Below are 13,907 nucleotides of genomic sequence, written 5' to 3'. Positions count from 1 at the left end.
TTCTCTTAGATCACGATGATCTTGGATCGGATCGATCCAAGATCATAAGACGTGATCGATTCCAAAAGGAGAGAGTGGGATTGGCGCGAAAAACCGGTTTCCACTTTTTCGCATCCCACTCTTGTCTATCGGTCTTCGGCAGGCACGGCAGGAAAGCGCGCGAGGATCGCCTTGACGATCGGACCCATGCGCGTGCCCAGCGATCCCTTGACCGTGACGGTGTCGCCGCCGCGAATCGCATCGAGCACGAGCGGCTCCAGCTCGCTCGCGGTTGCGGCATAAGCCCCCCGCATGGCGGAAGGCAAGCTCTCATGCAGCCCTTTCATCAGCGGGCCGCAGGTGAAGACCTTGTCGATCCCGTTCGAAACCAGCGGCTCGGCGAGGCCTCGATGCAGTTCCGGACCGGTCGGCCCGAGCTCCAGCATGTCGCCGAGCACGGCGATGCGGCGGCCCCGGCCCTCGACCGGCAGGCGGCCGAGATTCTCGATCGCGGCGCGCATCGAGGCGGGATTGCCGTTATAGCTCTCGTCGAGCAGCGTGATCCGGCCGCCCGGCGCCTGCAGCACCTGCCGCGCCCCGCGCCCGGCCGGCGGCGTGAGATCGCCCAGCGCCAGCGCCGAGAGCGCAAGATCGGCGCCGAGCGCGTGCACGGCGGCGAGCACCGCGAGCGAGTTCAGCACGATATGCTTGCCGGGGCTGCCCAGGCGATAGGTCACCGGCTCGCCGCAGACGCGGGCCTCCACCGTCGACATGTCGGGCTTCAGCGCACAGGAGACCAGCTTCACATCGGCATCGGGGCTTTCGCCGAAGGTGATGATCCGCCCGGCCGGGCCGGATTTCGCAATGTCGCGCAGCAGTTCGGATTGCGGGATATCGGCATTGATGATCGCCGTGCCGCCCTTCTCCAGCTCCCAGTAAACACCCGCCTTCTCCTCGGCGATCCCTTCGAGCGAGGCGAAGGCGGCGAGATGCACGGGCTGGATCGTGGTGACGATGGCGACCTGCGGACGCACCATCCGCGCCAGCGGCACGATCTCGCCGGGGCTGTTCATGCCGATCTCGTAGACGCCATAGGCGACGTCAGCGGGGGTGCGGACCAGCGTCAGCGGCACGCCCCAATGGTTGTTGTAGGACGCGACCGGCGCATGGGTCTTGCCCTGGCGCGAAAGCACGAGGCGCAAGGCCTCCTTGGTGCCGGTCTTGCCGACCGAGCCGGTGACCGCGACGACCCCTGCCTTGAGCTCGGCGCGGCGCGCGGTGCCCGCATGCTCCATCGCCTTCAGCACATCCGGCACGATGGCGAGTGCGCCCACGCCTTCGAACTGAGCCGCATGCGCCTCGTCGACCACGGCGAGCGCCGCGCCCTTGTCGAGCGCGCCCTTGACGAAATCATGCCCGTTGCGCGCCTCGCCGGTGATGGCGAAGAAGACGTCGCCCGGCTCCAGCGTGCGAGTGTCGATCGATGCGCCGGTCACGATCGGCGGCACGGCACCTTCGGGCCGCGCTCCCAGCGCCGCGATCAGCTTGTCTCCGGTCCAGAGCGGGGCGCTCATCTCGTGATCTCCGACAGCGCGCTTTCCGCCCGATAGGGCGATAAGAATTCGCGCAGAATCAAAACCTGAAGCATGGGACTAGCTCCCATGCTTCAGCGCCTTGCGGACCACGTCATGGTCCGAGAAGGGCAGCGTCCGGTCGCCGATGATCTGGCCGGATTCATGGCCTTTTCCGGCCACGACCAGCAAATCCCCAGGCTTCAGCATCTTCACGGCCGCGTTGATCGCTTCCTCGCGGTCGCCGATCTCCTGGAGCCTGGGCGAAGCGGCCATGATCTCGGCCCGGATCGCCGCCGGGTCCTCGCTGCGCGGATTGTCGTCGGTGACGATGGCGATATCGGCCTTCTCGGCCGCGATCGCGCCCATCAGCGGCCGCTTGCCCTTGTCGCGGTCGCCGCCGCAGCCGAAGACGCAGATCAGGCGCCCGGTCGCATAGGGCCTCAGCGTCGTCAGCACGGCCGCGAGCGCATCGGGCTTATGGGCGTAATCGACGACGACGAGCCCGCCATTGCCCTCGCCGACGCGTTCCAGCCGTCCGGCGACGCCCTTCAAGCCGGAAATCGCCTTGAGCGAAGCAGCCTTGTCCTCGCCGGTCGCGATGGCGAGCCCGGCTGCGACCAGCGCATTGCCGGCCATGAAATCGCCGACGAGCGGCAAGGCGACGGCAAGCTCCTGCCCGTCGAAACCCACCGTCAGCCGCTGCGAGAAGCCATCGCGCTCGTTGCGCAGCAAGGTCAGCGTCTCGCCCTTGCGGCCGATGCCGATGATCGGATGCCCGGCCTTGGCAGCAGCCTGCGCCGCTTCCTCCGCATAGGGCTCGTCGCGGTTGATCACGACCGGCGCGCCGTCCGGCAGCAGCTCCCAGAGCCTGAGCTTCGCGGCGAGATAGTCCTCCACGCTCGGATGATAATCGAGATGGTCGCGCCCGAGATTGAGGAAGGCCCCGGCGCTCAATCGCACGCCGTCGAGGCGGCGCTGGTCGAGCCCATGCGAGGAGGCTTCCATGGCGAGATGCGTGACGCCGTCGCCCGCAAGCCTGTCGAAGGAAGCGTGCAGCGAGAGCGGGTCCGGCGTCGTCAGCGAGCCGTAATCGGCCCCCTTGCTGGTGACGACGCCGATCGTGCCGACGCTCGCCGATTCATGGCCGAGCGCCTGGAAGATCTGGCGGGTGAAATCCGCCACCGAGGATTTGCCGCTGGTGCCGGTCACCGCGACGATGGTCTTCGGCTGGCGCGGATGGATTTTCGCCGCCGCCAGCGCCAGCGCGCGGCGGGGATCGTCGACCTGCGCGAAGGCGACGCCGGCCGGCAGGTCGGCCGGACGCTGGCCCCCAGAGACGATCGCGACCGCGCCATGCCCGACCGCATCCATGATGAAGCGCGCCCCATCGGCCCTGGCACCGGCGAGCGCGACGAAGACGTCGTCGCCTGTCACCTTGCGGCTGTCGAAGGCGACGCCATGCACCGGCTGGCTGGCGGCCTCGGCATCGAAAAGCTCCGGGAAGAGGTCGTTAAGTTGCCACGTCATCGAGACCGCGCCCTCTTCGTCATTCCGGGGCTTCGCGTCAGCGAAGAGCCCGGAATCCAGAACCGATTCCGTGAGATGTTGAAACGCACCGGCTGATCCTGATCGTCCTGTGGGTCTGGGTTCCGGGCTCAGGCCTGCGGCCTGCCCCGGAATGACGGTGCGGTGGCGGTGTCGTCAAGCCCGGCTCGTGTCCTCTCTACCGCGAACCCCAGGCGCCCAGCCGCGCCATCAGCGGGAAGGGCGACGGCGGCGGGTCGAAGCGCGGGTTGAGACCCAGGATCGGCGCTGCGCGCTCGATCACCTTGCCCGTGGTGACGCCGGCATTCCAGGCCGCGGTCGAGTAGCCGCCGCTCTCGGCATAGCCCTTCGGCTCGTCATAGATCGCGAGGAAGAGATATTTGGGCTTGTCGGAGGGCGCGATCGCCGTGAAGGTCGTGAAATTCTTGTTCTTGGCATAGCGGCCGTTGATGACCTTCTCGGCCGTGCCGGTCTTGCCGCCGACGAAATAGCCTTCGACATTGGCCTTGCGGGCCGAGCCCTTCTCGCCGTTGAGCCGCATGATGAAGCGCATCGCCTCGGAGGTCTCGGGCTTGATGACCCGCGTCGCGACCTGTCGGGCTTCTTCCTCGCTGCGCTTCAGGAAGGTCGGCTTCATCAGGTAGCCGCCATTGACCAGCGCGGCGACGGCCGCAAGCGCCTGCAGCGGCGCAACGGCGAGGCCGTGGCCGAAGGCGATGGTCGCGGTGTTGATCTCGCCCCAGCGCTGCGGAACGATCGGGGCGGCGCTTTCCGGCAGCTCGGTCGTCATCCGGTCGAGCTGCATCATCTTCTTGAGGAAGGCCTTGTGGCCCTCGACGCCGACGGCCAGCGCCATCTTGATCGAGCCCATGTTCGACGAATGCAGGAAGACCTCCGGCACGGTCAGCGTCCGGCCGGTGCCGTGGTATTCCTTGATGACCTGCCGGCCGAACCGCATCATGCCGCCTGCGGTCGAATAGCTCGAATTGATGTTGGCCTTGCCGGAATCCAGCGCCATCGCGATGGTCAGCGCCTTGAAGGTGGAGCCCATCTCGTAGACGCCGACATTCATCCGGTTGATGCGGTCCTTCTCCAGCGCGTCGACCGGGTTGCCGGGATCGAAATCGGGCAGCGAGACGAGGGCGATCACCTCGCCGGTATTCACGTCCATGATCGCGCCGGCGGCGGCGATGGCCTTGAAGCGCTCGAGTCCCTTCGACAATTCGTCGCGCAGGAGATGCTGGACGCGCAGGTCGATCGAGAGTTTCACCGGCTTGAGGTCGGACGCCTCGGTCGCCAGCCCCGCGCCGTTCAGGTCCTGCAACCCTTGCGAGTCGATGTATTTCTCGATGCCGGCGATGCCGACATTGTCGATATTGGCGAAGCCGAGCACATGGGCTGCGGCATTGCCGTTGGGATAGACGCGCTTGTTCTCGGGCACGAAGCCGACGCCGGGGATGCCGAGCCGGTGGACTTCCGCCTGCTGGCGCGGCGTGATCTCGCGCTTGACCCAGACGAAGCCCTTCTTGGTGCCGAGCTTGTCGCGCAGATCCTTGGCGTCGAGATCCGGCAGCACGGCCGTCAGCAATTCGGTCGCCTCGTCCTTGTCGAGGATGCGGCGCGGCTCGGCGAAGACCGAGACCGTGCGGATATCGGTCGCCATCACCTCGCCGTTGCGGTCGACGATGTCGGGCCGTGCCGCGGAGATGGCGTTGGAGGTGGCGCGGCGCAGGCCCACCTGCTCGTTCGGCGCGATGCCGAGATAGATCAGCCGGCCGGTGATCGCGAGGAACAGCGCCGAGAAGCCGAGGATGACGAGGCCGACGCGCGGCTCGCTCTTCTCGCCGCTCATGCGGAAGACGTCGCGCAGCCAGGCCAGGCGCCCGGGCTTGACGGCGATCTTCTCCGGCCCCGCCTGCTCTTCCACCGGGACCTCCTGATCGATCGAGCGGGTCATGGCATGGCTCCCGGCGTCGTCGCGCCTGCCTTGGTGTTGCGCGGCGTCTCGGTCGGCAGGCCCAACCCGAGATCTTCGAGCTTGCGGCCGATGGCGTCGACCTTGGGGCCGCGATTCGGGATGTCGGACGGCTTGACCACCTGCGTCACGACGAAGGGTTGCAGGTCGAGATGCCGCTCCGCCAGCATCTGGATGCGGTCCGGTCGGTTCAGGAACTGCCACTCGGCCTTGAGCACCTGGATCGCGTCCCGCTCTCGCTGGGTCTTGGACTTGAGCTTCTGGAGATGCTCGGTCGCCAGCGTCGTCTCGTACTTGATCGAATAGGCATAGACCGCCGAGGAGACCAGCGCGCCGATGGCGACGATATGCAGGAGCTTGATCACGCTCAGGATCTCCGGCGCGGCTGCGGGTCGGGGACGGTGGAGAGCGCGACGAGCCCGGCATCGGCCCGGCGCGACGGCGCGTCATTGCGCTCAGCGGCACGCAGCTTGGCCGAGCGCGCCCGCGGATTGGCCCGCATCTCGGCCTCGGACGGCGCGACGGCACCCTTCTCGACCAGCCTGAAGGTCGCCTGTGCGGCGGCAACCGCCGGCGCATGGCGCGAGCCGGCCGGCACCCGGCCGGAACGCTCGGCGAAGAACTGCTTGACGATGCGGTCTTCGAGCGAATGGAAGGTCACGACGACCAGCCGCCCGCCAGGCTTCAGCACGGTCTCGGCCGCATGCAGCGCCCGGACCAGCTCGCCCAGCTCGTCATTGACCGCGATGCGCAGGGCCTGGAACACCCGCGTCGCCGGATGCGCCCCGCCGGGCTCGCCGCGCACGATGCCGGCGACGAGATCGGCCAGTTGCTTGGTGGTGGCGATCGGCGCCTTGCGGCGGGCCTCGATCACGGCCCGGGCGACGGCGCGCGAGCGGCGCTCCTCGCCGTAATGGTAGAAGATATTGGCGAGCAGCCCTTCCTCGGCCTCGTTGACGAGGTCGGCGGCGCTCTGCCCGGCGCTGCTCATGCGCATGTCGAGCGGCCCGTCGAAGCGGAACGAAAAGCCCCGCTCCGCCTGATCGATCTGCATGGACGACACGCCGATATCGAGCACGATGCCGTCGAGCGGCGCCATCCTGAAGCGCTCCGCCTCCTCGGCCAGCTCGCCGAAATTGGCCTGCGACAGCGTCAGGCGCCCGGCCATCGCCGCGACGAGATCGGCCCCGCCGGCGATCGCGCTCGGATCGCGGTCGAGCCCGAGCAGGATCGCGTCCGGCGCGGCCTCGAGGATCGCGCGCGAATAGCCCCCTGCCCCGAAGGTGCCGTCGAGATAGCGCCCGCCAGCCTGCGGCGCGAGCGCGGCCCGAACCTCGGCGAGCAGCACGGGCACATGACGAACCGGTCCGCCAATGGCTCCGCCGGAACGGTCGCCATGGTCCGTCATGTGCCCGAGCCTCCCGTTGGAATCGCCAGGCTGCCCAGCGTGCGCTTCACGTCGCGCAGGCGCGTCCGCGCCGCGTCGAGATGCGCGCGGAACCGCTCCGGCTCCCAGATCTGGAACTTGTGGCCATGGCCGACGAAGGTCACGGCGTCGCCGATGCCGGCATGCGCCTTCAGCGCCTCGCTCAGCACCATGCGCCCCTCCGTGTCGATCTTCAGCACCTCCGAGGTGCCGTTCAGCGCCGTCGAGAGCAATTCCCACTCGTCCGAGAACGGCGAGAAGCGCGCGAGGATGTCGTCGATCGTGGAACGCAGCGCGTTGCCGCCGGCATCCAGCGCCGGCAGGTCGAGCCCCTGATGGACATAGAGCCCCTCGTAGCCGTCCTTCGCCAGGACCGACCGGAAACTCGAGGGAATGGAGACACGCCCCTTGGCGTCGAGCCGGTTCGTGAAATTCGAGACGAAGCGGTCCGTCAACGCCGCCTCCCGGCCTGCTCTGCAAGGCGCCACCGCTGAGATGGGCGAGCGGCGAAAAGTCCCCCCGTCGAGGCGGGCAAGGCAGGCCAGCGAGCCAAATTCCGCGCGGCACACGGAGCCTGACCCTTGATTTGCCTGCCGGCTTCGACGGGATGATTTGGGATAGCATGGGCCTATATGGGCGTCAATGGAATCGCGGGCGCAACGACGCACCTGCGGGAACTCTCCGCCATCACAGCTCGTTAAGGTTAAGTATCCGTAAGCACGCGCAATTCGGCGCCGCCCGGCCCCGTGGGCAGGCGGGAAGACGGATCAGCGCTGCGAAAAATTTTTACGAAAGCGCGTCGTTATTTTCGGCGAGCTGGAGGGCGGCGCCGAATAGACACAGCTCAAGGCCACATGCCCCTGTCATTCCGGGGCAGGCCGTAGGCCTGAGCCCGGAATCCAGAACCATGCCCTGACAAATATGAGCCCCCGCCCGACCGTGTTTTTCCCGGAAACCGCATCGGTTCTGGATTCCGGGCTCTTCGCTGCGCGAAGCCCCGGAATGACAACCGTGGCGGCTACGGCAGAACAGCCGCCATCAGCCCTCGTCGCGCGCCGACGCCAGCAGCGCATCGCGGACGAGCCCGAGCTGATCGCGCAACCGCCCCGCCTCCCCGGCCGTGCCGCCGAGCGCTTCACCGACCGCGTCCTGTACGCAGCGCCCCTGCTCGCGCAGCCCCTCGCCCTTCTCGGCGAGATGGATGCGCACCTGCCGCTCGTCGCGGGCATCGCGCTCGCGCCGGATCAGGCCGGAGGTTTCGAGCCGCTTCAGCAGCGGTGTCAGGGTGCCGGAATCGAGCATCAGGCGCTCGCCCAACTCCTTCACCGTCAGCTCGTCCTGTTCCCAGAGCACGAGCATCACGAGATATTGCGGATAGGTCAGCCCGAGCGTGGCCAGGATCGGGCGGTAGGCCCGGTTGAAGGCATGCCCGACCTGATAGATCGCGAAGCAGAGCTGCTGCTCCAGACGCGGCATGCCCTCCCCGGCTCTGTCCTGCTTCGCCATCGCGCCCTCGCCGATCACCCTGCTTCACGGAAAGCCGAAAGCGGCCGCACAATCAACCGCTCTCCGCCTTGCTCAAATTAATTGTTGACAATCTAATTGCACACAATCTATATGACAAGCATCGCTTCACTCAAGGAAGGAAACCCGATCATGAAGACGCTCTACACCGCCCATGGTTCCGCCACCGGCGGCCGCGAAGGCCAGGCCGCGACCGATACCGGCAACGTCAAGCTCGTGCTGAACACCCCAAAGGAACTCGGCGGCGGCGGCGGCGAAGGCACCAATCCCGAGCAGCTTTTCGCCATGGGCTACTCGGCCTGCTTCCTCGGCGCGCTGAAGTTCGTCGCCGGCAAGGAGAAGGTGAAGATCCCGGATGACGCGAAGGTCTCGGCCGATATTGGCATCGGCGCCCGCGACGACGGCCAGGGCTTCGGCATCACCGCCAGGCTGACGGTCTCGGTGCCCGGCCTCGACAAGGCCGCGGTCGAGGACCTCGTCGCGAAGGCCCATGTCGTCTGCCCCTATTCGCACGCGACGAAGGGCAACATCCCGGTCGAGACGGCGGTGGCCTGAGGCCGCCTCGCCTGAAAGACCGATCCAGCCGGCATTTGCGGGCTTGATGCTCGAAAATTCGCTCCAGCGCAGTAGCTGGAGCGGTCGCCGAGAACCGGGGCGGAGCGGACAATGGTCCGTGAGCACCGGAAGCGCAGGTGATCGCTTCAGATGCCCGCTGGAGTAGAATATGCGGGCATCAAGCGCCAGTCGGCCTGTAAGCCGGGTTCTGGATGGCCGGAGGATCGCTCCCCCGACGTGACGGCCATTCCTCTGGGACGCGCATTGCTGCGCGCCTCGAGCAACCAACCCGGACGACAAGGCACAGAAACCTGCCCCTGCCCGCTCGCGCGGGCAGCATCGTCCCTATTCGGTTTTGCTCCCGGTGGGGCTTGCCATGCCGTCCCCGTTGCCGGATCCGCGGTGCGCTCTTACCGCACCTTTTCACCCTTACCCTGCCGGAAAAGCCGAAGCTCTCCAGCGCAGGGCGGTTCGATCTCTGTGGCGCTTTCCCTGGGGTCGCCCCCGCCGGACGTTATCCGGCACCGTGTTTCCGTGGAGCCCGGACTTTCCTCCCTCGCGAGCGAGAGCGGCCGTCCGGCCGACTGGCGAGGGGGAGATGCGCGCTGGCGCGCCCGGCGTCAAGCGGAACCGTGTCCAGAGTCTCCGAGTTCGATCAGTTGCGGGCGGTGATCGTGCGCACCTTGGCGCAATAGGCGCGGTTGGCACCGCTCATCCGGGTCGCCATATGGCCGCTCTGATATTTCATGACGGTGCGGCAGGTGTCGCCGCCGGCGAGCTTGTAAGCCATAGCCAGGTACTTCATGCCGTAGCGCGCATTGGTCTCGGCATCGAGCAGCCCGCCGGCACCGCCGGAATAGCCCATGCCGCGCGCCGTCTGATGGCGAATCTGCATCAGTCCGTAATTGCCGGCATGCGAGGCGCGCGGATTGTAGCGGCTTTCGACGCGCACGACCGCATCGGCGAGCGAGAAAGGCACGCCATTGGCGGCGGCATGTCGCGCGACGATCGCCTTGATACCCTCGGCCCCGGCCGGAGCGGCGAGCGCGCGGCTGGAGCGGGCCTCGTGCTTTTCGGTCTCGACCTTGGCGGCGCGGGGCGCAGGCTTCGCCTTGGGCGCCTCGGCCTGGACGTCCTCGCCCTTGCTCTCCGCAGCCTTGGCGCGGGCGATCTCGGCGTCGCGGCGAACGATAGCTCTGGGGTCCGTTTCCGCGTTGACGAAATCCTCGGCCAGGGCCATCCCGGAGAGGCTAATCAGGCACGCAGCCGCGAGACCACCACAGATATATCGCATGTCGAATTGAACCCCATTGAGCCATGACTGGCCGATGGGGGCGCTCAACTGATGGCCGAATGTGTCGATAATCTGGCATATCTGATAGAAAAACATACAACAATGAGCGTAAACAGGAATTTATTCTATATTTAACTATTCAGTATTCATATGTATTCGCTCGCTCGAAAAACTTCGCCGGCTTCCCGCCCCTGGACGCGAATCAAGCAGGCGAATCAACTGCCGCATTTCGGCCTCATTCCCGGATGGATGTGCATTTTTGGCGCGGCAGGCCGTCGCACCGGGCGCTCTTGCGCGGGCAAGCCCCCTTCTCCCATCATCCGCGCATTCGGATTCACCGGGATCGGTTTTGTGATGGCTTCCTCTTTCTGGGGCGCTCTGGGCGGCGGCGGGCTCGGGCTCGTGATCGGTGGCCCGCTCGGCGCTCTCGTCGGCGCGCTCGCCGGCCATGTCCTGGTCGATCGCGAGGGCGCGCCCTTCGGCCCGGCCCCGCGCGAGCTGGTCTTCACCACCGGCCTCGTCGCGCTCGCCGCCAAGATGGCGCGCTCGGACGGCGTCGTGACCTGCGACGAGGTCACCGCCTTCCGCCGCATCGTCGAGGTCCCGCCCGACCAGCAGCAGCGCATCGAGGCCCTGTTCGATCTCGCCAAGCAGACCAGCGCCGGCTTCGAGGCCTATGCCACCCAGATCGCAGGCGCCTTCAAGGACGAGCCTGCCCTGCTGGAGGACGTGCTCGACGGCCTGTTCCTGATCGCCGCCGCCGATGGCGCGATCCACGAGGCCGAGCACGCCTATCTCCAGGCCGTCGCCGGCATTTTCGGCATCGCCGAGACGGACTTCGCCCGGATCGAGGCCCGCCACGCCCGCCGGCCGGACGATCCCTATCTCGTGCTCGGCGCCAGCCGCGAGATGAACGACGCCGAGCTCAAGCGGCATTACCGGCGCCTCGTCGCCGAGACCCATCCCGATCGCGAGATCGCCCGGGGCCTGCCCGAGGAGGCGATCGCCATCGCGACGCGCCGGATCGCTGCCATCAACGCTGCCTGGGACGCGATCCAGAAGGAACGCGGCATGAGCCGCAGCCTCGCACCCGAGCCGGCTTGAGATCCGCGCTCTGTCATTCCGGGGCTTCGCGCCAGCGAAGAGTCCGGACCCATGAACGCGACGCCGCTCCAGCCCCGTCATGCTCGCCCTTGTGGCGAGCATCCACGTCGTGGACACGGCTTTCGACCAGCGAAGACGTGGATGGTCGGGACAAGCCCGACCATGACGCGATAAGCGTCGTGTTCATGGGTTCCAGGCTCAGGCCTGCGGCCTGCCCCGGAATGACGGCGGGGTTCGATCCTTCTCCAAATCTAGGCTACAGCCGAGCCCATGATCGACACATCGCCCCACGATACAGCCACCCCCGACAGCCGCTTCGCCGCGAAGGTCTTTCCCTCGCCGAACCATGGCGAGCGCAAGCACGCGGACGGGACGCCCGGCCGCCGGCCGGACATGCTGATCCTGCACTACACCGGCATGCCGGTCGCGGGCGAAGCGCTGCAATGGCTCTGCAACCCGGTGGCGCAGGTCTCCTCGCATTATTTCGTCTTCGAGAACGGCCACACGCTCCAGCTCGTGCCGGAAGGCCGCCGCGCCTGGCATGCCGGCGCCTCGCACTGGGCCGGCGAGACCGACATCAACTCCTGTTCGATCGGCATCGAGATCGCCAATCCCGGCCACCCCGGCGGCCTGCCCGACTATCCCGAAGAGCAGATCGCGGCGACGCTCAACCTCTGCCGCGACATCTGCGAGCGCTGGTCCATCCCCCCTGAGCGCGTGCTCGCCCATTCCGACATCGCGCCGGGCCGCAAGATCGATCCCGGCGAGAAATTCCCGTGGCGCCGCTTTGCCGAGGCGGGCGTCGGCCTCTGGACGGAACCGGCCCCGATCCGCGGCGGACGCTTCCTCGCCCGTGGCGAGAGCGGCCAGCCGGTCGAGGCCCTGCAGGCGATGTTCGCCATGCTCGGCTACGGCGTCACCGTCGACGGCGTCTTCGACGAGAAGTTGGAGGCGGTCGTCGCCGCCTTCCAGCGCCACTGGCGCCCGGAGAAGGTCGACGGCGTCGCCGATTCCTCGACGATCACGACGCTGCGCGACCTGCTCGCCGCGACGCAAGCGAGCCGCACGGCCTGAAGTCTGGCTAAGTCAAAGATTGCAGGAAGTTAACTCGCCGGACGGCCCGCTTTCTGGCAAGCTCTCTACCGCTCGCGCTCAGGCGCGGCTGGGACGGGGAAACGACCTTGCGCAGATGGCTGATCGGAACCGGGCTGATCGTGCTTGCGGCGGCCGGCGGCTATTGGGCGCTGCGCCCGGCCGGCGGCAATGCCAATGAGCCGCCCTATCGCACCGCAACGCTCGACCGGGGCCGCATCACCGCTGCCGTGCGCGCCACCGGCACGCTGACGCCGGTCACCACCGTCCTCGTCGGCTCGCAGCTCTCCGGCCAGATCGTCGAGGTTCTCGCCGATTATAATTCGCAGGTGAAGGCCGGCCAGGTCGTAGCCCGCCTGCAGAGCGACCAGATCCGCACGCGCCGCGACGCCGCCCAGGCCGATCTCGAGCAGGCCAGGGCCGATCTCGTCGTCAAGACCGCCCAGTTGGAACGCGCCCGCGCCGCCCGCATCAAGGCGGATTCCACCATCCGCGATATCGAGGCCCAGCGCGCCCGCACCTCCGCCCAGCTCGCCGATGCGAAGCGCACCTTCGAGCGGCAGGAGCAGCTCTTCAACCGCAGCACCGGCTCGCAGCAGAACCTCGACACGGCCCGCACGCAGGTCGAGGTCCAGACGGCTTCGCTCGCCTCGAACGAGGCCCAGCTCGCCTCCGCCCGCGCCGAGCTCAAGGGGCTCGATGCCGATATCCAGCTCGCCGAGGGGCAGGTTCAGTCCGGCCGGGCGGTGATCGCAGCCCGCGACGCCAAGCTTCGCGACATCCTGATTGATCTCGAACGCACGCAGATCCGCTCGCCGGTCGACGGCGTCGTCGTCCAGCGCCAGGTCGATCTCGGACAGACGGTCGCTGCCTCGCTTTCGGCGCCGACCCTGTTCCAGATCGCGCAGGACCTGCGCATCATCGACATCTACGCCAATATCGACGAGGCCGATGTCGGGCGGCTGAAGCCCGGTCAGCCGGTCTCCTTCACCGTCAACGCCTATCCCAATCGCAATTTCCAGGGCCGGGTCGAGATGGTCCGGCTCGGCGCCCAGACCATCCAGAACGTCGTGACCTATACCGGCATCATCCGCGTCGAAAACCGCGACATGGCGCTCCTGCCGGGCATGACCGCCAATCTCCAGGTCGTGACCGAGGACCGGCCGGATGCGCTTCGCATACCCAATGCCGCCCTGCGCTTCCGCCCCGTCGGTGCGGCGGGCGCCCCGACTGCGGCAGGCAGCGGCCCCGTGGCGCTCCCGGATGCCGGCGAGCGCGGCCCGCGCGCCGCCAATGCGCTGCGCGAGCGCATCGAGACCGAGTTGCAGCCGACGCCCGAGCAGAAGCAGGCGATCGCGGGGATCCTGAGGGAGCGTCGCAGCAATCGCGAAGCCATGGCGGGCTTGTCACCAGAGGAGCGGCGCGCCGCCTTCCGCACGGCGCGGGGCGAAATCGTCAAGAAGATCGGCGCCGTGCTCGATCCCGAGCGTCGCGCCAAGTTCGAGGCGATCATGCAGGAGGGCCGCGGGGCGCCGCGCCAGGGTGTGCCCGGCCGCGTCTACATCCTCGACGAAACCGGCCAGCCCAAGCCGGTCCCGGTGATGCTCGGCCCCACCGACGGCGCCTTCACCGAACTGCTCGGCGGCGAGGTCAAGGACGGCGTCCAGGTCGTGACCGGCGGCGGCCCGCGCCTGACGACCGCACCCGAGCCGGCCGCCCCCCGCCCCCGCGGGCCGCGGCTGTTCTGATGAGCGGGCACCAGGACCGAGCCGAGCGCTCGACGTCATGGTCGGGCTTGTCCCGACCATCCACGTCTCCGTGGATGAAGCGCAGTGTTCA

Annotated in this window: 12 protein-coding genes and 1 other RNA gene; 4 read left to right on the top strand and 9 right to left on the bottom strand. The window is 67.6% G+C overall.

Features of this window, described 5'->3' with window-relative positions:
• Positions 1-125: 125 nt before the first annotated feature.
• The 7 genes from OCUBac02_RS09615 to OCUBac02_RS09585 all read right to left on the bottom strand — a co-directional run bounded on the left by OCUBac02_RS09615 (position 126) and on the right by OCUBac02_RS09585 (position 8,005).
• Positions 126-1,553: a UDP-N-acetylmuramoylalanyl-D-glutamyl-2,6-diaminopimelate--D-alanyl-D-alanine ligase gene (locus OCUBac02_RS09615; RefSeq protein ID WP_173045219.1), complete on the bottom strand. Its 1,428-nt coding sequence runs from the start codon at positions 1,551-1,553 to the stop codon at positions 126-128.
• A gap of 78 nt (positions 1,554-1,631) precedes the next feature.
• On the bottom strand, positions 1,632-3,080 hold the full coding sequence (locus OCUBac02_RS09610; protein ID WP_173045217.1) for a UDP-N-acetylmuramoyl-L-alanyl-D-glutamate--2,6-diaminopimelate ligase: 1,449 nt from the start codon (positions 3,078-3,080) through the stop codon (positions 1,632-1,634).
• Positions 3,081-3,276: 196 nt separating this feature from the next.
• A complete protein-coding gene (locus tag OCUBac02_RS09605; protein WP_173045215.1) occupies positions 3,277-5,055 on the bottom strand; it encodes a peptidoglycan D,D-transpeptidase FtsI family protein in 1,779 nt (592 codons plus the stop codon).
• Positions 5,052-5,438, bottom strand: coding sequence for a cell division protein FtsL (gene ftsL, locus OCUBac02_RS09600; RefSeq protein WP_173045213.1), 387 nt, complete (start codon positions 5,436-5,438; stop codon positions 5,052-5,054). The genes OCUBac02_RS09605 and ftsL overlap by 4 nt, the downstream gene beginning before the upstream one ends.
• Positions 5,439-5,440: 2 nt before the next feature.
• Positions 5,441-6,481 (bottom strand): 16S rRNA (cytosine(1402)-N(4))-methyltransferase RsmH, encoded by a 1,041-nt coding sequence (rsmH, locus tag OCUBac02_RS09595; protein ID WP_173045211.1) that lies wholly within the window; start codon positions 6,479-6,481, stop codon positions 5,441-5,443.
• Positions 6,478-6,954, bottom strand: coding sequence for a division/cell wall cluster transcriptional repressor MraZ (locus tag OCUBac02_RS09590; protein WP_047581965.1), 477 nt, complete (start codon positions 6,952-6,954; stop codon positions 6,478-6,480). The genes rsmH and OCUBac02_RS09590 overlap by 4 nt, the downstream gene beginning before the upstream one ends.
• Positions 6,955-7,537: 583 nt before the next feature.
• Complete coding sequence (locus OCUBac02_RS09585; RefSeq protein ID WP_197933327.1) at positions 7,538-8,005, bottom strand: MarR family winged helix-turn-helix transcriptional regulator; 468 nt, start codon at positions 8,003-8,005, stop codon at positions 7,538-7,540.
• Between the two features lie 150 nt (positions 8,006-8,155).
• Between OCUBac02_RS09585 and OCUBac02_RS09580 the strand changes: the two genes are divergently transcribed.
• Positions 8,156-8,578 carry an organic hydroperoxide resistance protein gene (locus OCUBac02_RS09580; protein ID WP_047582264.1) on the top strand — a complete coding sequence of 141 codons (423 nt, stop codon included), beginning with the start codon at positions 8,156-8,158 and terminating at the stop codon, positions 8,576-8,578.
• A gap of 181 nt (positions 8,579-8,759) precedes the next feature.
• Here OCUBac02_RS09580 and rnpB read toward each other — a convergent pair.
• Together rnpB and OCUBac02_RS09570 are read right to left on the bottom strand one after the other, a co-directional pair.
• Positions 8,760-9,166, bottom strand: an RNA gene (rnpB, locus tag OCUBac02_RS09575) — RNase P RNA component class A.
• 67 nt (positions 9,167-9,233) lie between these two features.
• Entirely contained in the window at positions 9,234-9,818 is a 585-nt protein-coding gene (locus OCUBac02_RS09570; RefSeq protein ID WP_173045209.1) for a lytic transglycosylase domain-containing protein, read from the bottom strand.
• 408 nt (positions 9,819-10,226) lie between these two features.
• On the opposite strand from OCUBac02_RS09570, the gene OCUBac02_RS09565 reads away from it, so the two are divergent.
• The 3 genes from OCUBac02_RS09565 to OCUBac02_RS09555 all read left to right on the top strand — a co-directional run bounded on the left by OCUBac02_RS09565 (position 10,227) and on the right by OCUBac02_RS09555 (position 13,816).
• A complete protein-coding gene (locus OCUBac02_RS09565; RefSeq protein ID WP_173045207.1) occupies positions 10,227-10,976 on the top strand; it encodes a TerB family tellurite resistance protein in 750 nt (249 codons plus the stop codon).
• 270 nt (positions 10,977-11,246) lie between these two features.
• Complete coding sequence (locus OCUBac02_RS09560; RefSeq protein ID WP_173045205.1) at positions 11,247-12,050, top strand: N-acetylmuramoyl-L-alanine amidase; 804 nt, start codon at positions 11,247-11,249, stop codon at positions 12,048-12,050.
• Between the two features lie 107 nt (positions 12,051-12,157).
• The gene (locus tag OCUBac02_RS09555; protein ID WP_173045203.1) at positions 12,158-13,816 is read left to right on the top strand and encodes an efflux RND transporter periplasmic adaptor subunit; all 1,659 of its coding nucleotides are present in this window, start codon (positions 12,158-12,160) and stop codon (positions 13,814-13,816) included.
• The last annotated feature ends 91 nt before the right edge of the window (positions 13,817-13,907 follow it).

Origin of the sequence: Bosea sp. ANAM02 (assembly GCF_011764485.1) — a bacterium.
Lineage (GTDB): Bacteria > Pseudomonadota > Alphaproteobacteria > Rhizobiales > Beijerinckiaceae > Allobosea.
Note: the sequence above shows the minus strand (reverse complement) of the source record. Positions and strands in the feature narration are given on the sequence as shown.